Below are 19949 nucleotides of genomic sequence, written 5' to 3' on the forward strand. Positions count from 1 at the left end.
CATTCAGGCCTAGCCTGACCTAAGCCGGGGCATTGCCTGCGGCCTGCCATGAAGAGAGCGTCTCATGAATATCTTTAGCCAGTTTTTCGGTTTTTTCCTCAAATCGCGCCACACCAGCCACCTGTTTCGCCGCCGGGTGATTTTCGAGTCGCTGCCCAAAGAGGGGCGTACGGCTGCCGTGCCTGACGCCTTGTCGCGGCAATTGCGGCGGCAAGCCCATGACGATCTGGCCAGCCTCCTGCTTGAGCTCAACACCCGCAAGGAGGGGCTGAGCCAGGAGGAAGCCGAGGCCGTGCGCGAGCGGGTCGGCCCCAATGAGGTCGAGCACGAAAAGCCCATGTCCTGGTGGCAGCACCTGTGGCTCAGCTACAAAAACCCCTTCAACCTGCTGCTGACGCTGCTGGCCGTGGTGTCGTATTTCACCGAGGACATCAAGGCGGCGATCGTGATTGGCAGCATGGTGCTGCTCTCCACCCTGATCCGCTTCGTTCAGGAGCGGCGCTCCAACCAGGCCGCCCAGGCCCTGAAGGAGCTGGTCAGCAACAAGGCCAGCGTGCTCAGGTGCGACAGCGCAGGCCATACGGTTCAGCTCGAAATTCCTATCAAGCAGCTGGTGCCCGGCGATATCGTGCTGCTGTCGGCCGGCGACATGATCCCGGCCGACTGCCGGGTGATGGTGGCCAAGGACCTGTTTGTCAGCCAGTCGGCCATGACCGGCGAATCGCTGCCGGTGGAAAAATTTCCCCTGGCCAACGGCGCTGCCGACAGCGCGCTGGAGATGGCCAACCTAGTATTCATGGGCACCAACGTGGTGTCGGGCGCCGCCACCGTGGTGGTGCTGGCCACCGGCAACAACACCTACTTCGGCACCCTGGCCACACGCGTCACCGCCAGCAGCCGCGAGGTCAACGCCTTCCAGGTCGGCGTCAACAAGGTCAGCTGGCTGCTGATCCGCTTTGCCTTTGTCATGGTGCCGATTGTTTTCCTGATCAACGGCTATACCAAGGGCGACTGGCCCCAGGCCTTTCTGTTCGCACTCTCGGTGGCCGTCGGGCTGACGCCAGAAATGCTGCCCATGATAGTTACCTCCACCCTGGCCAAGGGCGCGGTCATGCTGTCGCGCAAGAAAGTCATCGTCAAGCGCCTGGATGCGATCCAGAACTTTGGCGCCATGAATGTGCTGTGCACCGACAAGACCGGCACGCTGACGCAGGACAAGATCGCGCTGGCGCGCCACACCGACGTGTTCGGCCACGAGTCCGAGGAAGTGCTGGGCTTTGCCTACCTCAACAGCTTCTACCAGACCGGCCTGAAAAACCTGCTGGACCGCGCCGTGCTGGAGCACTTCGAGGTCGCCAAGGAACTACAGCTGTCGAAAAACTACAAAAAGATCGACGAAATCCCCTTCGACTTCCAGCGCCGCCGCATGTCGGTGGTGGTCTCGGAGCGCGACGATCACCACGAGCTGATCTGCAAGGGCGCGGTCGAGGAAATCCTTGCCGCCTGCACCCGCGTGCGCGACGGCGAGCACACCGTGGCGCTGGACGCCGCCATGCTGGCCCGCGTGCAGGACGTCACGCGCGAGCTGAACGAGGAAGGCCTGCGCGTGGTGGCCGTGGCGATGAAGGAAATCCCGCCCAGCCAGATCACTTACTCGGTGGCCGACGAGTCCGATCTGACGCTGATCGGCTATATCGCCTTTCTCGATCCACCGAAAGAATCGACCGCCCCGGCGCTCAAGGCGCTGGCCGAAAACGGCATCACGGTAAAGGTGCTGACCGGCGACAACGAACTGGTGACGGCCGAGGTCTGCCGCCAGGTCGGACTGGTGGTGCAAGGCATGGTGCTGGGCCCGCAGATTGAGCGCATGGATGATACGGCGCTGGCCCTGGCGGTCGAGCAGCACACCATTTTTGCCAAGCTCTCGCCGCTAGACAAGGAGCGCATCGTGCGCAGCCTGCGCGGCAACGGCCATGTGGTCGGCTTCATGGGCGACGGCATCAACGACGCGCCGGCGCTGCGCGCCGCCGACATAGGCATTTCGGTGGACAGCGCGGTCGACATCGCCAAGGAAGCTGCCGACATCATCCTGCTGGAGCGCAGCCTGATGGTGCTGGAGGAAGGCGTGATCGAAGGCCGCAAGACCTTTAGCAACATGCTGAAATACATACGCATGACCGCCAGCTCCAACTTCGGCAATGTTTTTTCGGTGCTGATCGCCAGCGTGTTCCTGCCCTTTTTGCCCATGCTGCCACTACAGCTGCTGGTGCAAAACCTGCTCTATGACGTCTCGCAGATCGCCATCCCGTTTGACAACGTCGACGCCGCGCTGGTGGCGCAGCCGCTGAAATGGAATCCCGACGACATACGCCGCTTCATGATCTTCTTCGGGCCCATCAGCTCGATTTTTGACATCACCACCTTTTTGGTGATGTGGTATGTGTTCAAGGCCAATTCCGAGGCCCAGCAGACGCTGTTCCAGTCAGGCTGGTTTGTCGTCGGCCTGCTGACGCAAACGTTGATCGTGCACATGATTCGCACGCCCAAGATTCCCTTCATCGAAAGCCGCGCCGCCGTGCCCTTGCTGGCCATGACGCTGCTCATCATGGCGCTGGGCATTTTCCTGCCCATGGGGCCGCTGGCCGACTACTTCAAGCTGCAGGCGCTGCCGCTGCAGTACTTCGCCTGGCTGCTGGCCATCTTGCTGAGCTATGCGCTGCTGACGACGCTGATGAAGCGCTTTTACATACGGCGCTATGGCTGGCAGTAGCGCGCACAAGGTGAGACATGACGGACTTCGTCAGTTCGAACAAAAAGAGGCTCAAGACGAATAGACATGGGCGCAACAAGCTATAAATAAAATAGCAACGCGCCCTATTCAAAGGCTTTAGTAGGCGTATTCAAGCACCGCGATAAAGTGGCAGACCGTGCCGGCCGCCACAAACAGGTGCCAGACGAAATGCCCATAGCGCAGCCGCCCATCGGTGGCAAAAAAGGCCACGCCCACGGTGTAGCAGGCGCCACCGGCCAGCAGCCAGAACAAACCCCAGTTGGGCATCAACTGCAGCATCGGCTTGATGGCGATCAAGGCCACCCAGCCCATGGCCACGTAGAGCACGGTGGAAAGCCGCGGATAGCGTATGCCGAACATGGCTTTCACCACAACGCCGGCCAGCGCCATCGACCAGACCAGGCCAAACAAGGTCCAGCCCCAAGGCCCGCGCAGCACGCCCAGCGTGAAAGGCGTGTAAGTGCCGGCGATCAGCAGGTAGATCGCACCGTGGTCAAAAATCTGGAACAGCTGCTTGGCACGCATCGCCCGCCCGGCGGGCAAGGCGTGATAGAGCATGGAGGTGAAGTAAAGCAGCACCATGGTGGCGGCAAAAACGCTGGCCCCGACGATGTTGGCAGCTTCGCCGCGCTGGGCCGCCGTCAGCACCAAAACCGGAGCGGCCAGCATGGCCGCCAGCAAGGCGACACCATGGCTGGCGCTGTTGGCGATTTCCTCGCCCAAGGACTGCGGCCGCTCTCTAGCCGGGGCCGCCGCCGCCATCACGGTGGTGTTGGCGCCCGTGAGTCTCATCGTTTGAGCAAGACCTTCAGCACGTTTTGCACGCGGCGGGCGTTGCCGGCGTCAAAGTCGCTGGCCAGCACCTTGGCGGCATCTTCGCCCCAGGTCTCTGCCGGCGTAGGCGCATTGCGCTTGGTCAGCAATTGCAGTTGCAGCATGCGGCGGGCACTGATGTGCTCGGCCGGCGTTGGCAGCTCGGCGGCCATTTCCAGGCGCAACAGGGCTTCCGACGCGTCCTTGGCGGCAGGTGCGCTGACGGCCTGAACCCAGCTGCTCCGCACGGCGGGCGAGACCAGCTTGCCCAGTTCCTGTGCGGCCGGCAGTTGTGCCGGATCGCGCTTTTCCCAGGCCGTGAGCAGATTCGTCAGCACTTCGCCGTGGGCCTGCATGGCCAGCTTTTTCAGAGCCTGGTTGGCGGCTTCGAAAGCATCGCGCTGAGCGCGGAAAGCGGCATCGCCCAGACGCGGGCCGCGCTCTTCAAACGCCGGACGTGCGCTGGAACGCTCGCCGCGCTCTGGGCGCTCGGCGCGGTAAGGCTCAAACTTGTTGTCGGTGCTGGCACGTGCGCCGCCTGGTTTGCTGCCCGGACGCGCATCCTTGCGGTCGCCAAATTTGCCACCACGGCCTGCGGCGGCCGGCTCGGCCTTGCGCATGCCGGGACGGTCGTCGCCGCGCATGGCGATGACGGGTTTGGCTGCGGGCTTGGGGGCCGGTGCTGGCGCCACTTCGGCGGCGGCCATCTCAACCTCGGCCGGGGCCTGCTCCGCTACGGTTTCTGTAGCATCCTGCGCAGGCTCCTGCTGGGCTGCAGCTTGATTTTCTTCAGCAACCGGAGCGGATTCGGTGCTGGCGGCGGCCTGGGCCACCTCGGCCGACTGCGTTGCTTCAGCCGCAGCCGCTGCGGCGGCGGCTGCCACCGGAATTTGTCCGCGAATAGCCGCTTCCAGCGCCTTGGCGGCGGCATGGATTTTCTGCGCGTCGCCGCTGGCGGTTGCCGCTTCCACGGCTTTGGCGGCTTCCAGCACATAGCGGTCATGCGCGCCCAGTGCTTCGGCGGCTTTTTCGCGCTCGACGGTCTTGCGCTGGAAGGCGTCATCAATCGGCTTGCGGAAAGCGTCCCACATTTTTTGTTCTTGCTTGCGCTCGATAGGCACGCCCTGCGCCTCGTGCTGCCAGCGCTGCTGCAGCGACTTGACGGCATCTATGCGCAACTGCGGCTCGGCGCCCAGCGTCTGCGCTTCCTCGATCATGGCCTTGCGGCGCGCCAGGCTTTCAGTGCGAGCGGCAGTCAGCGGTGCATCGGCCACATCCATGGCGGCCTTCCAGACCGGCTGGATTTCGGCAAAGGCTTTTTCGCCCAGGTGGCCGGCTTCGCGCCATTTTTCGACAAAACCGTTGAGGCTGCGAATATGCTGCTTCCAGTCGGTGTTGCCCTTGTTGGTTTCGGCCCAAGCCAGCACTTCATCAATCAGAGCCTGGCGCTGGGCCTTGTTGACCTCGGCCTGCTCCTTGACTTTTTCCAGCCAGGCCTCGACCACCTTGTGGGCTTCGTTGCAGGCGTCGTCAAAACGTTTCCACAGCGCGTGGTTGGGCGTGCCGCCCTGGTCGCTGGTCTTCCATTGCTCGCGCATGATGCGCAGGGCATCTTGCTGCTTGCGTCCGCCCAGGGGCTTGGCCAGCAGGGCCTCGGCCTTGACGACCAATTCTTCGCGGATCTGGTCGGCGCGCCAGCGCTGCCAGCCTTCGAGTTCGCCGGCGGCGGTCAGCGCGGCGTGCGCGGCGGCTTCGAGCTTGCTGTCGATGTTGCGGATGTGCTCTTTCAGCACATGGCGCAAATCGGCGGCCACCTTGGGCGTGGCCTTGCCGTGGCCTTCGGTGACTTCATGCTCCAGCTTGGCCAGGGCTTCTTGCACGATGGCGGAGGACTTCTCACGCATGTCCTTCAATACCGTCGGGTCGATCTTGGCCTTGGGTGCGCGGGCAGCTTGCTCGCCGGCATGCTCGGCTTTTTGCGTTGGCAGGCCGCGCGCAACGCGCAACTCGTCGGCCCACACGGGCACGGCGGGCAGCGGCGCGGCGCTGTCTTCGGCAGCCTTGACCGCCACCGCCAGGGCGCCCTGGAAGGCTTCCCAGACGGCCAGCAACTGGCCGCGTGAAGCGTCGAGCAGCGGTGGGAATTTGGCATCCACGCTGATCCAGTTGGTATCTTGCGTGAGCTCGCCGGCTTGCGTTTGCCAGTGCGCCACGTCGGCGCTCAGGGTTTCCAGAGCGCTTTGCGCATCGCGCCAGGGCTTGATGGACAGCACTTCAATGCGCTGGGAAATCAGCACAGCGGCTTCGCGCTGCACCTGGGTGCGGTGCTGCAGGTCTTCAATGGTTTTAACGCGCTCGGCCAGTTGCACCTTCAGGCCGGCCAGCGGCTCCTTGGACAGCGGCGCGCCAGCCTTGGCGGCATCACGCTGCCACGCCAGGGCATCGGCCAGGTTGAGCTTGGGCAGGGCCAGCAGGCTCTGGGCTTTTTCCGCCCATTCGGCGGCGGCGGCTTCCTGGCCCTTGCTGCGCTTGATTTCGTCGAGTTTTTCCTTCAATGGCTTGGCCGCACCCTTGTCGCGGTTGGCCAGGTCTTTGTAAACCTCGGCCATCTGTTCGGCGGTGGGCTCGCTGGCCAGCCACTGGCGGATGCGCGCGGCGCGCTCGCCCGAGGTGGGCGCGGAAAAAGCGCCGCCCGTCAGGCCGTCCAGCGGATGGGCGTCAGCGCTTTTGGCCGCGCTGGTTTTCACGGCGGAAGCGCCTGCCGGGGTGGTTTCGGCTTTGGAGGATTTGGACAAGGGAAAGCGCAGCATAGGAATTTATAACCATCAGTTCGAAAAAAAGCAGCCAAGGACAGCACCGGCACCAAGCTCCATCATTGGCCGGTCTGCTCTGGCGGCAGCGGCAATCAAGAGAGCGATGAGCAGGCGGGCTGTCAGCGAAGGGACATTCGGGTCATGGCTCACATGGCCCGATACCCTCGGCTTTAAAAATAAAGCAATCCGGGTATTTTCGCTGTTTTTAAGGCATCGCCAAATTAAGTTCGGCGCGGGGTGTCCATTTGGCCTCGACCGGCCCGGCTTTGACGGCGCCCAGGAACAGCCTGTCGGACGGCAAATCACGCGAAGCCAGGTAGTCTTTGACCGCCATGCCGCGCTGCAGCGCCAGCTCGCGCATGGTGTCGTCACTGACCTTGATATCGGCCAGCAGCAGCTTTTCCATCTCATCCACGGGGATATCCTTGGTCAGGCCAATCAGATTGCGTGGCTTGGGGAAATCGGCCCGCTTATAGACTTCCTTGAGCAAGCCAGGGTATTCGGCCGGGCTGACACTCAGCTCCTGCGCCTTCTCCCCTTCTTTCCCACCCTCTTTGGCCATCTGGCGGCGCTTCTCGGCACGCACCAGTTGATCCAGCCGCTGACGCTTGTAGCCCTCGCGCTCGGTTTCCAGGCTGCTGCTGCCCACCACCGTGAGCCTGAGCGCAGGGCGCTCGGTCAGCGCCTTGGCCACCTTGTCCAGGCCGGACTTGGCCTCGGCGGAGAGCTGGGCGCTGCCGGCCGGAAAAGCGACCATGCTCAGCTCTTCCCCGCCGCCGCCCAGCGCATGGGCCAGCAGGCTGAAGGGCGCGGTAATGGCCTTGACGATGACATTGACAATCACCTTGACGATGATGGGCCCGAGGCTGAACTGCGGGTCATTGAGCGAGCCGCTGATGGGCAGATCCAGGTCAATCACGCCATTGCGGTCGGCCAGCAAGGCCACCGCCAGCTTGACCGGCAGGCTGGCGGTGGCACCCTCCACCTTCTCGCCAAAGCTGAGCTGATTGAGCACCAGCTTGTTGCTCGCCGTGAGTTGCCCATTGGGCAGCACCACGTAATTCACATCCAGGCTGAGCTTGCCGCGTTCAATGCCATAGCCCGAATACTTGGCGGCATAGGGCGAGAGCGGCGGCAGCTCCAGATCGCGCACCTTGCCGGTGATGTCCAGGGCCAGTGGCTTGGCCAGGGGGTTGAGCTTGCCCAGGATTTCCAGCGATGCCGTGCCCTCGGCCTTGCCGCGCAATTCCAGATCGGCCATGGCTGGCGGGGCTGGCGTGCCATTGCCGGTGCTTGGCGCCACTGAGGAAAACGCGCTGAGCTTGCCACTCAACTCGCTCAGGTCGGCCGAGTAATTGGGTTTGACGAAACGATCCGAGAACAGCACCTTGCCGTTGATCAGGCTGGTGGGCCCCATGTTCACGATGGCCGCTGGACCGGCTGGCGCCGCGCTGGCGGCAGCTGCCCCGACTTTTGAATCATTTAGGCCGCTAGCGCCCGACTGACGAGCGCTACCAGCTACTGAATTTATAGCAACACCGGAGGACACGGGCGCTGCGGCTGCCGTCGCAGCGGGCGCGGCCGGCTTGAGCAGATCCTGCAAATTGATGCGCCCCTCGGGCGTGACGATGACGCGTGCAAAGAAGTCGCTCAACACCGTCTCCCGCACATCCACGCGGGTGGCCTTGCCCGGCTCCAGCGCCAACTTCAGGCCGCGCACATTCAGCGCCTTCCAGACCAGCAAGTCCTCGCTGGGCGCCAGGGTGTTGGCCCTGAACGACTCCAGGGCGACATCGCCGCTGACTTGCGCCTGCGGCCCGGCGGCGCTCTGGCGATAAGCCACCTGGCCCTTGAAGCTGGTGTCAGCGCGCAGCAGTTCTATATTGAGGGCACCACCAAAGTAAGGCTCGAAGGCCTGCAAGGGCAGCCGGCTCGCCTCCAGTTGGCCCAGGGCCTGCAGCGGCGTCAGGCCCAGATTGCCCTTGAAGTCCAGCTTGCCGGGCTGAAAGCGGCCGCTCGCCAGACGCAGCGAGGCGCTCAGCGGCATCAGTTGCGCCCTGGCTTTGGCCGCCGCCGGTCTGTCGTCCAGCAGCAGCCCGCCCAGTTGGGCCTTGGCATCGGTGATCTCAAAAGCCACCGGCTTGGCGCCGGCCTTGTCGGAGAACGACAGGGCGCCGCCGTCCAGCAGCACATCCTGGATGGCCACGGCCCAGCTGGGCGCTGCGGCTGGAGCTTTGGCCTCTGACTTGATGACGGCATTTTTGCTGCTGCCCGCCTGGCCCTGCCCCACCAGCCAGCGCTCATACATCCAGCGCTTTTCGGCATCGCGCTCCACCTTGGCCTTGGGTTGGCTCAGTTGCACCTTGGCCGCCTTGAAGGATTGGCCCGTCACATCAATCGCCACCTCGGTCAGCGCCACGCGCTTGACCGACACCAGCGAAGTCTTGCCTTGCGCCAGTTGCACCTCGGTCACGACCAGTTGTGGCGCCGTGACTTGCAAGTTCTGTGGCTTGTCGGCCGTGGCGGCCTGCCAGTTCACGCCCAGTTGGGCATCGAGCTGGCCATTGAGCGCCGGCAGCAAAAACTGGCCCAGGTATTTGGCCGCCATATCCAGCGGCCAGGCGGCGACCGTGGCCGTCAGCTGGGCCGCCTGGTCGGTGGCGCTGCCGCTGAAACTCAGGCGCGTCGGGCTGGCTACAGGCTCAGATGTGGCGGTTTTCACCAAGGCTTTGGCCCCCGTCGTCACGCTTGAGGCCAGTCCCAGCGAGCCCTTGAATTGCAGCGGCGCGCTGGCCTGGAACGGCATGGCAATCGCCGAGGCCTCAAGCGCCAGGTCGGTCAGCCCTATCTCGGCCGGCGCGGCCAGGGTTTCGTCGCGCCAATGGACACGCCCTTCTTGTACCGCCACCTTGGCTACGCGCACGATCCAGGGGGTAGCTGACGCGACCTTGCCCTGTATTTTTGCATCATTTTGGCCTGCAGCGCTTGCTGGATGGGCGCTAGAAGCTACTTTTTTGGTAGCAACCGAAGAAGCTGGCGGCAGCAGATTCAGCCGACCTTCCCGGTCGCGCGTGACTGCAAGCGTGGGCTTGGTGAGCACCACGGAGGACAGGCTGACGAACTGCTCCAGCGGACGCACATCATCCAGCGTGAGCTGCAGGCGCTCAAACGCCAGCAACTCGTTGCCGGCCTTGGCTGCTGACTTGGAGGCGCCGTCCAGCAGGCTGACCTGATCGGCCGTCACGGTGCCGGAAATCCGCACCACCGTCTCGCTCGTCTGCTCGAAAGCAACCTTGGCATCGGCATGCAGCACGGCGCTTTGCAGCCTGAACGGCAGGCTGGCCGGCCAGTAGGCCAGATAGGGTTTCAAGTCAAAGTCGCGCAGGGAAATGGTGGCGTCGGTCTTGTGGGTCTGGGCAAAGGGCGTGCCCTCGGCCGCCGTGTCAAAGCCGCTGCCGTTGAGTTTGAAGGCCAGATGCGGCGTGGTCTTGATCTCGCGCTTGGAGCGCAGATTGCTCAGAAAGGGCACGGCCAGACGCAGCTCGCGCAGCGCATGGGTCTGGTTCACTGCCTGATCCACAAAATCCATCTTCCCGCCGCTGAGCACCAGGTTGTAAAGGGCAAATTGCAGGGGCGCACCGGCCGGCTTGTCGTCCTGGCTTTTGAAGCGCTCAAGGATGTCGTCGATGTCATAGCGCCCTTCCCCCAAGTGGGTCAGGGACAGCGCCGGTTCGTCCACCTGAATGGCGTCGGCCACTGGCGCCAGCCGCAGCAGGGACTCCAGCTCTGCATCTATATAGATACGCTTGATGCTGAGCTGGGGAGAAGCTGCGGAATTGGGCTGGGCTTTGGCGATCGCCAGGTCATGGATGGTCAGCTCCAGCGACCAGGGCTTGAAGTCCACCGCGCCCACGCTGAGCTGCCGGCCCAGCTTTTCAGTGGCGATTTTTTCGAGTTGCGACTTCAGGATGAGCGGCACCGCCCCATAGGCCAGAGCCCACAGCAGCAGCCAGGCGCCGACCGCCCAGGCCGCGCGACGCTGCCACTTGGCCGAGCGGAGCACGGCGTTGGCGCCAGTCAAAAAAGTTTTTCCCCGAATTTGCCACTTGTTGTTCATTGCATTGCTTGACATAGGCGACGAGTTTTTAACGCCCGGGCCCAAAGGTCAATGATTAAATTGAATATTTCAGCCCTCCAACATGAAAAAACCCCGGTCAGCGACACTGACCGGGGTTGACGGCGAGCGTGATGCTCATGCCGTCGGGCTTCGCAGGGGAGAGAGTACTCGTCTCACAGTGCGGTGGAAGCAAGTGATTGCTTCCAGTTATACCGGGATTGGTTACCCGGTTGGCGTCCAAATAAATCGGACAACTGCAGATTAAACCCCCATCGGGGCCCAGGCAAGCCCAATTTTTCAATCAAAAAACCAGAGGCGATTGCCATTTTCTTGGCTTTCACCCGGCCCCATCACCCCCTGAAAAAAAGTCGCCCAACGTCATATTTTCGTCAAGAAAATCGGCTAAAGAAAACGTAACCGGGCCGTATCGAGATGTAAAAGCCGCTAAGCACCCCGCGAAGCGCACGCTTCAACAAAAAGCCGCCAGCACCCGATTTTAGGCAGTTTAGAGCCAAAAGAGCGATTTTTATGACTTACAAGGAATAAAGAATCAAATCGTTATTCTTGACAGGTTATTTAAGCCCCCACTAGAATCCCGCCAGTTCCAAGAAACCTAGGGACAACCCTCATCCGCTGCCGACCCCCGGCAACATCAAAAGGGTCTAGACCCACCAAGCATGACTTGGTTTGATGACGACCCAATCAAAGTTTGCATAGTCTTCCAAGACTCGCAAGCATAGAAAGGAGTGCTATGACAGCGCTAGGAAACCCCGGCCTTCCCTCAGGCCTGAAAGCGCACATGAAAAGTGTGCGCAGCAGCCTCTCAACGATTGCTGACGATATCGCCCAAGGTCTTTTCGATATCACCCACAACAGCTTTGCCCTGCTGGGTTTGCTTGTGGTGTTTGCGGTGATTACCCTGACCGCTCGGCCCGATCTGCGCGATGCCGGCGAACTCAAGCTCATGAGCTGGCTGCAAGAGCGCCAGGAAGCAGTGATCGGCTTTACCGAGCCCACCGCCATTGACCGCGCCACGGCCTCCAACCCCAAAGACCTGCCCTCCCAGCAGGCAGCGGTGGCTTACTGGCTGAGCAAGAAATATGCGGTGGCACCCGAGCCCCTGAGCGTTCTGGTGGCGGCGGCCTTTGAAATTGGCCAAAAGGCCAAGCTCGACCCGACGCTGATTCTGGCCATCATGGCGATAGAGTCCGGCTTCAACCCGTTTGCGCAAAGCCCGGTGGGCGCCCAGGGCCTGATGCAGGTGATGACCAAGGTGCATCACGACAAGTACGAAAACTTTGGTGGCAAACTGGCCGCTTTCGACCCGGTCACCAATCTTCGCGTCGGCGTCAAGGTGCTGCAAGAATGCATTGCCCGCGCTGGCTCGATTGAAGGCGGATTGAAATACTACGTCGGCGCGGCCAATCTGGTCGATGACGGTGGCTACACCAGCAAGGTCATGGCGGAGCACGCCCGCCTGCTGGCCGTGGTGGGAAGCAAGCAGCAGCCTGCTCCGCGCCTGGTTGCCTCGCCAGAGCCTTCGCGCACCATGCCTGCAAACGCTTCCCCCAGGGATTTGGGTGATAAAACGGCAGAAAAAGTGGCCTTGCTGGGCCAGTCCTGAGCCTCTCGCTGCCTCACTGCCCGAGCAGTCGGGCGGCCTCAGTTACACTAAGACGGTGCGCGACTGGCGATAGGCTTCAAGGTTTTACCGACTCTGGATGCTGACGTGGGACACCACTGGGAAGCGCACCGCTTGAGTCCGTTTGGCACAAGCGTTCAGCCGTTCGCCTGGGCAGCCCTTGCTTCCATTGCTCGCATCGAGTCAAAGGACAAGGAACCAAAGTCTTGAAGGACTGCCATGTACCACCGCAATATTCTGATCGAACAGACTGACCCCGAAATTTTTGCCGCCATCCAGGCCGAAAATGCCAGGCAAGAGCATCACATCGAGCTGATCGCCAGCGAGAACTACGCCTCACCCGCCGTGATGGCCGCGCAAGGCTCGCAGCTGACCAACAAATACGCCGAAGGCTACCCCGGTCGCCGTTACTACGGTGGTTGCGAGCATGTGGACGTGGCCGAGCAGCTGGCGATTGACCGCATCAAGCAAATCTTCGGCGCCGAAGCCGCCAACGTCCAGCCGCATTGCGGCGCCTCGGCCAACGAAGCCGTGTTCCTGGCCTTTTTGAAGCCCGGCGACACCATCATGGGCATGAGCCTGGCCGAAGGTGGCCACCTGACCCACGGCATGGCGCTCAATATGAGCGGCAAGTGGTTCAACGTTGTTTCCTACGGCCTCAACGAAAAAGAAGAGATCGACTACGAGGCGATGGAGCGCAAAGCCCACGAAACCAAGCCCAAGCTGATCATCGCCGGCGCTTCGGCCTATGCGCTGCGCATCGACTTCGAGCGTTTTGCCAAAGTGGCCAAAGACGTAGGCGCCATTTTCATGGTCGACATCGCCCATTACGCCGGTTTGGTGGCAGCGGGCGTCTACCCCAACCCCGTGCCGCATGCCGATATCGTGACCTCGACCACGCACAAAAGCCTGCGCGGCCCGCGCGGCGGCATCATCCTGATGAAGGCCCAGCACGAAAAGGCCATCAACAGCGCCATCTTCCCCGGCCTGCAAGGCGGACCGCTGATGCACGTGATTGCAGCCAAGGCCGTGGCCTTCAAGGAAGCCATGTCGCCCGAGTTCAAGACCTACCAGCAACAGGTCGTGAAAAACGCACAAGTCGTTGCCGACACGCTGACCCAGCGCGGCCTGCGCATCGTCAGTGGCCGCACCGAAAGCCACGTGATGCTGGTTGACCTGCGCGCCAAGGGCATCACCGGCAAGGAAGCCGAAGCCGTGCTGGGCAGCGCCCACATGACCATCAACAAAAATGCCATCCCCAACGACCCGGAAAAGCCAATGGTCACCAGCGGCGTGCGCATCGGCACCCCCGCCATGACCACGCGCGGCTTCAAGGACGAGGAAGCCCGCATCACGGCCAATCTGATCGCCGACGTGCTGGACAACCCGCGTGATGCGGCCAACATCGAAGCGGTGCGCGCCAAAGTCAATGCGCTGACCAGCCGCTTTCCGGTCTACCGTTAAGCCATGCACAGCGCAGGCGCTACATTTTCAATAGCTGCCTGCGCTTGCTCCATCAGGGCTGGAGGCCAGTTTTGCCTTTAAATTCAGGTCACACACCATGAAATGCCCTTTCTGCGGCCACCTTGAGACCCAAGTCGTCGAAACACGGGTGTCGGAAGACGCAGACTTCATACGCCGCCGCCGCCAGTGCGGCGCGTGTGAAAAGCGTTTCACCACCTACGAACGGCCCGATGTCAACTTTCCGGCCATCGTCAAAAAAGACGGCCGCCGCATCGAGTACAAGCGCAGCAAAATCCTGGATTCCATGAAGCTGGCGCTACGCAAACGCCCGGTCAGCACCGAGCAAGTGGACTCGGCGATTGAGCGTATCGAGGAAAAACTCCTTAATCTGGGCCTGCGGGAAGTACCTTCCACCCGACTGGGTGAACTCGTCATGCGCGAGCTCAAGAAGCTCGACAAGGTCGCCTATGTGCGCTTTGCCAGCGTGTACCGGAGTTTTGAGGACATTGACGAGTTCAAGACGCTGGTGGATGAGGTGAGGCGCTAGGCTTGGGATCTGCGGGACCATAAGGTGCATCTTTTCTGGCTCTCAATTTCCCAATCTAACATCCCTTTATTCCCAATTGCACGACTTTAAATTCCCTGATTTACGTTGATGGATTCCCGATTGCGCGGCACTATCATGCAACCATACCTGTTCAAGCGAGTCGCGTTTTGGGCTAAGAACCGTTCAACCGGATCGTAAAAACCCCTAAGGTGCAGTTCATCGATTCAGGCCTGCTGTCCTGATCTAACGCCCGCCATGGTGGTGCAGGATCGCAGCCGATTTGGCCATGTGCTGGAGACCTTCGTGTATGGGGAACTGCTCAAGCACGCAACAAGCGCCAACGGCGACTACCAATTACGCTACTACCGCGATGACGATCAGTTCGAAGTCAATGTGGTCGTCGAAAACGCAGCAGGCCAATTAATCTGGGGGGAAATTAAGGCGACTGCGACCGTCAGGCAAGCCGATTTGCGCGGCCTCAAACGGCTGGCGAACATTGCTGGAGAGCAGTTCAAGCTGGAGTGACTCTCTACGATGGCACATTGACACTGCCACTTGGGGAGCGCCTCTGGGCTGCGCCGATTTCAACCTTATGGGGGCAATAACACGTCCAATGCTGACCGTATTGACTTGCTATTTCTCCCAAGTGATGGGGTCAAAAAGACGGCAGACGCACCGACTGTAGAAAAACAAGGAAATTTATTTCCTCCCCCATCCAAAGCCTCCTCATGCAACATCTAATTACAAACAAAGAGGGGCAACACGATGATGGCCCGCAAAGGAAGCGTCGCCATGCGGCTCGACCATGCGCCAAACGGCATCACCCTCATTGAAACCATGGTGGTTATCACCCTACTGGCCATCTTGGCGGCTATAGCGGCTCCATCTTTCAGAGAAATGATGATCAATCGCCGGCTGGAAGGTAAGGCGCGCGAATACGTCACTCATATGAACTGGGCCAAATCATTGGCGGTCAGCAGCAATCAGGCCGTCAAGCTTCACATAGCAACAGGCGAAAGCGCTTCGTGCTATGTAGTTTTTCAGGGTCCAGTCAACGATTGCAGCTGCAATGCCAATGGCGCCGTCTGCACCATCCCTGACAACAAGCACGTGGTCGTAGTACTTCCCCATCACAACGGTGTCAGGGTGAGCGCCAGAGGAAACAAGTTTTGGATTCCGCATTTGCTGACGGCCGCTGAAAGGTGAGGTTGGACAGACAAGCGGTAGCCGTACGCGTGTGCAAACGTTACTAAATAAACGAAAATACACACAAATGAAAAAAAAACCGCTGTTCAATCGACCGGCTCAAAGCAAGAATGCGCATGGATTCACCCTGATCGAAGTGATGGTCGTCGTGGCCATTGTCGGGATACTGGCATCGGTGGCTTACCCAAGTTACATGAGTCAGGTTCGGAAGTCGAAGCGCGCAGATGCGGTTGCCGCAATATCCAGAATTCAGCAGGCCCAGGAACGCTGGCGTGCAAACAACACAACTTACGCGAGCAACGCTCAGGTGACCGCGCTCACCACGGCCACACCACCAGGACTTGGCCTATCAGCAACAAGCGATGGCGGTTATTACACCCTGGCCGTTTCGAGCAACACGGGAACCGGCTACACACTGACGGCAACCGCCGTTTCTGGGAGGAGTCAGGCGAGCGACACCGGTTGCACAACGCTAACGGTAGCCGTGACCAACGGAAATGGAACAAAGACGCCTGATATCTGCTGGAGCAAGTGATGCGCAGAAATAGTGGCTTCACCATGATCGAGCTAATGGTCATCATCGCCATTGTCGGAATACTGATTGCCATCGCAGTCCCCGCCCTCACCGAATCCATGGCTCGCAGGCGTTTGGAAGGCACGGCCAACGAGTTGAGTGCCGACTTCCAATACACAAAATCACAAGCAGCCAGCATCAACGCCGCTGCCTCGATAGTTACGTCAGCGCATGGATATACCGTAAGCAGTGCATCAGCCACCTTTAAAACCATCGCACTGGATTCAAAAATTACCCTGACCTCGCCGCTGACTGTCAGCTTTGACCCTTATCGTGACTTTTCAAGCGCCCCTATCGACACCCCTATCGTCATCACGCTCTCGCACACGCAAACCTCTGCGCAATTACAACTCAAAGTTGACGCGGTGGGCCGCATCCAGATGTGCTCGCCCAACGGAAGTTTTGGGGGATATGTGCCATGTTGAAAGATTCCATGCATATCAGAACCCGTGGCAACGCCCGGTTCAAGTCCAGGCGCTTATCGCTTGGCATGTCGATTATTGAATTGCTGATAGGCCTTGCCATTGGTCTATTCATTCTGGCGGGTGCAAGCGCCATGTTTGTCGGCAATGTCACCAACTCGCGACGGCTTTTGCTTGAATCCCGTATCAATCAGGACTTGCGTGCCACCATGGACCTGGTAATCCGGGATTTGCGCAGAGGCGGATATTGGGGCAACTCACTGGACGGCACCCTGGCTACCGGTAGCCTCAGCACCACCGTACAGAATCCATATTCGGCCGTCACACGGACGGGATCAACTCAGATTGAATACGCATACACCCGAGATGGAACCGAAAACAATGCGCTAGACGCTGGCACTGAGCAGTTCGGGTTCAAATTGAACACAACGAATCACGCCATCCAGATGAACATTGGTGGAGAGTGGCAAACACTCACCAACACCGACATTTTGATGATTCCCAACGATGGTTTCACGGTCACACCGACCGAAACCGCCATTGACATTCGCGCTGCGTGTGCAAAAACTTGCACTGATACGGTCTTACCGCCATCAGTACCAACTTCAACCCAAAATTGTCCAAGGATACAGCTCCGAACTTACAACATCGTGCTGACTGGTACATCGAAAACGGACGCGGCAGTGAGCCGCACCCTGCGTTCGCAAATTCGCGTTCGCAACGATGCCCTCTCGGGTTCGTGCCCCGCCTAACCTCGCAAAGCGAACTCATGCCTAACATCACCTTCCCTATGCACGAACGCCAACGCGGAGCCGCAACTTTGCTGGTGACGATGGTCTTGCTGTTCAGCACCTCCATCGTCATGCTGTACCTGAATCGCAGCATCTTGTTTGAGCAAAAGACGTCTGCCAATCAAATGCGTTCGACCATGGCACTGGAGATGGCCGAGGCGGGCATGGAATGGGCGACCGGAATGCTCAACACCGCTTACGACATCAATGCCAATTGTGCATTTCTCACCACCACCAATATTTCGTTCCGACGTAAATATGTCCAGACCAGATGGAACGCTGCCACAAATCCCACTTCGGATGTGGTGCCGGCAACGACCACCTATCCTGGTTGCAAGGTGAATGGCAATACCACGACGTGCAATTGTCCTGCCGTGCCCACCAGTGGCAGCGCCACGGCTGCTCTTGGTACAGAAGTGCTACCCGGTTTTACAGCGGCCTTTTCGGCGACCAGCGATCCAGAGGCCGTCCGCATCATCGTGACAGGTTGCACAGCACAGGTCGGCACCTGTACGCCAGCAAGCGCAGGAAATTCGGATGCAACGGCCACTATCTCCACCATTTTGAAGCTGCGTCCACTGTTGCGCGCAGCGCCGGCTGCGCCGCTTACCTGTGGTACTTCATGTATGGTCGGCGGGTCATATAACATAGTGAACCAGGACGTAGCCACGAGCGGCATTCTGGTTAACGCCGGGACCGCTATTACGTCAGGCCCTGGAACCTCATATACAAGCATTCCTGGACAGCCTGGTGCAAATGCATTGGTCGGCAACGACGCCTCCCTGTCCGCAATTTCAAGTGCCGACCCCACCTGTAGCAATTCGTCCATGTTCAGCGCCTATTTCGGCTCAACGATCGCGCAGTACGCGGCTTCACCCATGACCAAAACCATAGCAGGTTGCAGTTCTGCAAGTTCGTGCGGGGGTTTGGTTGACACGGCCTACAACGATGGCTGGCGTTCCTTTTATTTCCCTGACGGATTCGCACGCAACAACAGCAGCGGTAGCCTGGGCAGCGTCAGCGATCCGGTCACCCTGGTGTCTGCAGCAGGATTTGATGTGAACGGCAATATTGACATTTATGGAATGATTTTTTCCAACGACGCTAACGTCAACGACCTGGGAACCGGCACAGCAAACATTCATGGTGCATTGGTGACCTGTGCAGGCTATAAGAACAACGGCAATGGCACCCTTGAATACAACGCCGATGTCTTGAACGGTGTGCGTCGCTCAACAGGGTCTCTGGTGCGTGTGCCTGGTAGCTGGACTGATCGCTGCACCGCCAGCAGTGCGAATCCCCCTCTAATTACCTGCAATTAAGGCAACTTTATGAACACGATGAATGCCGGCAGGCGTGGACAGCTTGGTTTTACGATCATCGAAGCCCTCATAGCGCTGGTCATCATGGGGTTCGGGATACTCTCGCTGGCTGGTATGCAGGCCGCCTTGTCGCGCAATGCAGATGACGCCAAGCAACGCACCGAAGCCGTCCGTCTCGCGCAGGAAAAGATTGAATCGTTCAGGTCATACTCAGGAATCGCCTCCACCGTGGTCGGTCAAGCAACCACCAGCACTACTGCGCTGAACTGGAACGCGTTAGCAGCAAGTGGCACTGACCCCAGCATTACGACCAATGCCGTGTATGGGCGAACCTGGACCATGAACGGTAGTTCTGCCGACCCCATGCGGGGACTGACGGTGAATGTGGCCTGGACCAATCGTGCGGGAGAGCCTCAGACAGTTTCCCTTTCGTCCGTGCTATCCAAGACCGACCCAGCGGACTCAGGTTTTCTGGGCTTTCCGCTGCCGCTCAACACCAATCTCAAACGCCCTAAGAACCGCAACCTGGATATTCCGATTCCCGCCATCGACTTAGGTAACGGCAAGAGCGCTGTGAAGTTTGGCACGACTGGGCAGTATGTCGTGTTTGGCAATATAAGCGGCGATGTCGTCAAGATTTGCACGCCAACTTTAAATGGGGCGACAGCCAACATAGACATTATTGCGGCGCTAACAGATTCGGGTACCAGCAATTGCACCGACATTACTGGCTTCATAGTTGCTGGATATGTAGGACGGGACAGTTCGATTTCCTATGTCGATTGGAATGCTATTGAAAGTGGTTTGGGCATTGATTTTTCAGGCATTACCCGCAATGCTGCGGGCCCCACCGGGGTAACTTGCCAATTTGGCAATGCCACCAATCAAAACACTGGCGCAACCATTCCTGACTCCAAATATTACCTCTGTGTGGTACCCCTTGCGGCCCCATCGCCCGCCCCAAGCACCAATGGGCCCTACAACTGGTCTGGCGCGATTCGCATCGCCGGGCCCTCGGCATGGCACACCAGCGCCAACAAATATTATGTTTGCCGCTATCAATATGCAACGACCAATAGCCTGACTGACGTCAATCAAAGGAATGTGCAGCCCTATGTGGCAGTGAACAAGTCAATCGACCAGCAAAATTACTTGATAGCCGTCACAGCCAACGCCACCAGCGCACCTTCGCCTACCTGTCCGTCTTCAATGACCGTGGCTAACGTGTCTTCCGGGGTTTTGCATCAGGATTGCCGATCAGCGTCCAATCCCAACTATGCAACGGCGTGTCCATGACTTAAACTTCGACACCCCAGTGTGTCAATGCGTTGATCAACGCCAGCATCGCCCGAGTCCTAGTGGCACAGTAAGACCCAACTCCACTGGCGGCAGGCACACTCGTTACCGAGTGCTAGGGCAAATTACACTTGCAGTACCATCCATAGCG

At 59.7% G+C, this 19949-nt stretch carries 14 protein-coding genes and 1 riboswitch; of the genes, 11 read left to right on the forward strand and 3 right to left on the reverse strand.

Features of this window, described 5'->3' with window-relative positions; genetic code table 11:
• Positions 1-64: 64 nt before the first annotated feature.
• Positions 65-2770, forward strand: coding sequence for a magnesium-translocating P-type ATPase (gene mgtA / locus BM160_RS09905; protein ID WP_092004276.1), 2706 nt, complete (start codon positions 65-67; stop codon positions 2768-2770).
• Positions 2771-2887: 117 nt separating this feature from the next.
• Here the strand turns inward: mgtA and BM160_RS09910 are convergent, their stop codons facing one another.
• From BM160_RS09910 to BM160_RS09920, 3 genes are all read right to left on the reverse strand, one after another.
• Positions 2888-3583: a PAQR family membrane homeostasis protein TrhA gene (locus tag BM160_RS09910; RefSeq protein WP_255368797.1), complete on the reverse strand. Its 696-nt coding sequence runs from the start codon at positions 3581-3583 to the stop codon at positions 2888-2890.
• Positions 3580-6414, reverse strand: coding sequence for a DUF349 domain-containing protein (locus BM160_RS09915; protein ID WP_092004279.1), 2835 nt, complete (start codon positions 6412-6414; stop codon positions 3580-3582). The genes BM160_RS09910 and BM160_RS09915 overlap by 4 nt, the downstream gene beginning before the upstream one ends.
• Before the next feature lie 208 nt (positions 6415-6622).
• Positions 6623-10549 carry a DUF748 domain-containing protein gene (locus BM160_RS09920; protein WP_255368798.1) on the reverse strand — a complete coding sequence of 1309 codons (3927 nt, stop codon included), beginning with the start codon at positions 10547-10549 and terminating at the stop codon, positions 6623-6625.
• Positions 10550-11285: 736 nt separating this feature from the next.
• Between BM160_RS09920 and BM160_RS09925 the strand changes: the two genes are divergently transcribed.
• From BM160_RS09925 to BM160_RS09970, 10 genes are all read left to right on the forward strand, one after another.
• A complete protein-coding gene (locus BM160_RS09925; protein ID WP_177218972.1) occupies positions 11286-12158 on the forward strand; it encodes a lytic transglycosylase domain-containing protein in 873 nt (290 codons plus the stop codon).
• Positions 12159-12207: 49 nt separating this feature from the next.
• Positions 12208-12338: riboswitch (ZMP/ZTP riboswitch) on the forward strand.
• Positions 12339-12395: 57 nt separating this feature from the next.
• Entirely contained in the window at positions 12396-13640 is a 1245-nt protein-coding gene (glyA, locus tag BM160_RS09930; protein ID WP_092004290.1) for a serine hydroxymethyltransferase, read from the forward strand.
• A gap of 97 nt (positions 13641-13737) precedes the next feature.
• The gene (nrdR, locus tag BM160_RS09935; protein ID WP_092004293.1) at positions 13738-14187 is read left to right on the forward strand and encodes a transcriptional regulator NrdR; all 450 of its coding nucleotides are present in this window, start codon (positions 13738-13740) and stop codon (positions 14185-14187) included.
• A gap of 255 nt (positions 14188-14442) precedes the next feature.
• Positions 14443-14712 (forward strand): DUF4143 domain-containing protein, encoded by a 270-nt coding sequence (locus tag BM160_RS22730; RefSeq protein WP_218156600.1) that lies wholly within the window; start codon positions 14443-14445, stop codon positions 14710-14712.
• A gap of 240 nt (positions 14713-14952) precedes the next feature.
• Positions 14953-15393: a pilus assembly FimT family protein gene (locus tag BM160_RS09945; RefSeq protein WP_092004296.1), complete on the forward strand. Its 441-nt coding sequence runs from the start codon at positions 14953-14955 to the stop codon at positions 15391-15393.
• Between the two features lie 67 nt (positions 15394-15460).
• Positions 15461-15928 carry a type IV pilin protein gene (locus BM160_RS09950; protein ID WP_092004299.1) on the forward strand — a complete coding sequence of 156 codons (468 nt, stop codon included), beginning with the start codon at positions 15461-15463 and terminating at the stop codon, positions 15926-15928.
• Positions 15928-16392, forward strand: a complete 465-nt coding sequence (locus tag BM160_RS09955; protein ID WP_092004301.1) for a prepilin-type N-terminal cleavage/methylation domain-containing protein — start codon at positions 15928-15930, stop codon at positions 16390-16392. Before BM160_RS09950 ends, BM160_RS09955 begins: the two co-directional genes overlap by 1 nt.
• On the forward strand, positions 16386-17141 hold the full coding sequence (locus BM160_RS09960; protein ID WP_143093212.1) for a PilW family protein: 756 nt from the start codon (positions 16386-16388) through the stop codon (positions 17139-17141). Before BM160_RS09955 ends, BM160_RS09960 begins: the two co-directional genes overlap by 7 nt.
• A gap of 17 nt (positions 17142-17158) precedes the next feature.
• Positions 17159-18502 carry a pilus assembly PilX family protein gene (locus tag BM160_RS22210; protein ID WP_143093213.1) on the forward strand — a complete coding sequence of 448 codons (1344 nt, stop codon included), beginning with the start codon at positions 17159-17161 and terminating at the stop codon, positions 18500-18502.
• Between the two features lie 9 nt (positions 18503-18511).
• Positions 18512-19798, forward strand: coding sequence for a type IV pilus modification PilV family protein (locus tag BM160_RS09970; RefSeq protein ID WP_092004310.1), 1287 nt, complete (start codon positions 18512-18514; stop codon positions 19796-19798).
• The last annotated feature ends 151 nt before the right edge of the window (positions 19799-19949 follow it).

The sequence above is a fragment of the Polaromonas sp. OV174 genome (assembly GCF_900112285.1).
Lineage (GTDB): Bacteria > Pseudomonadota > Gammaproteobacteria > Burkholderiales > Burkholderiaceae_C > Polaromonas.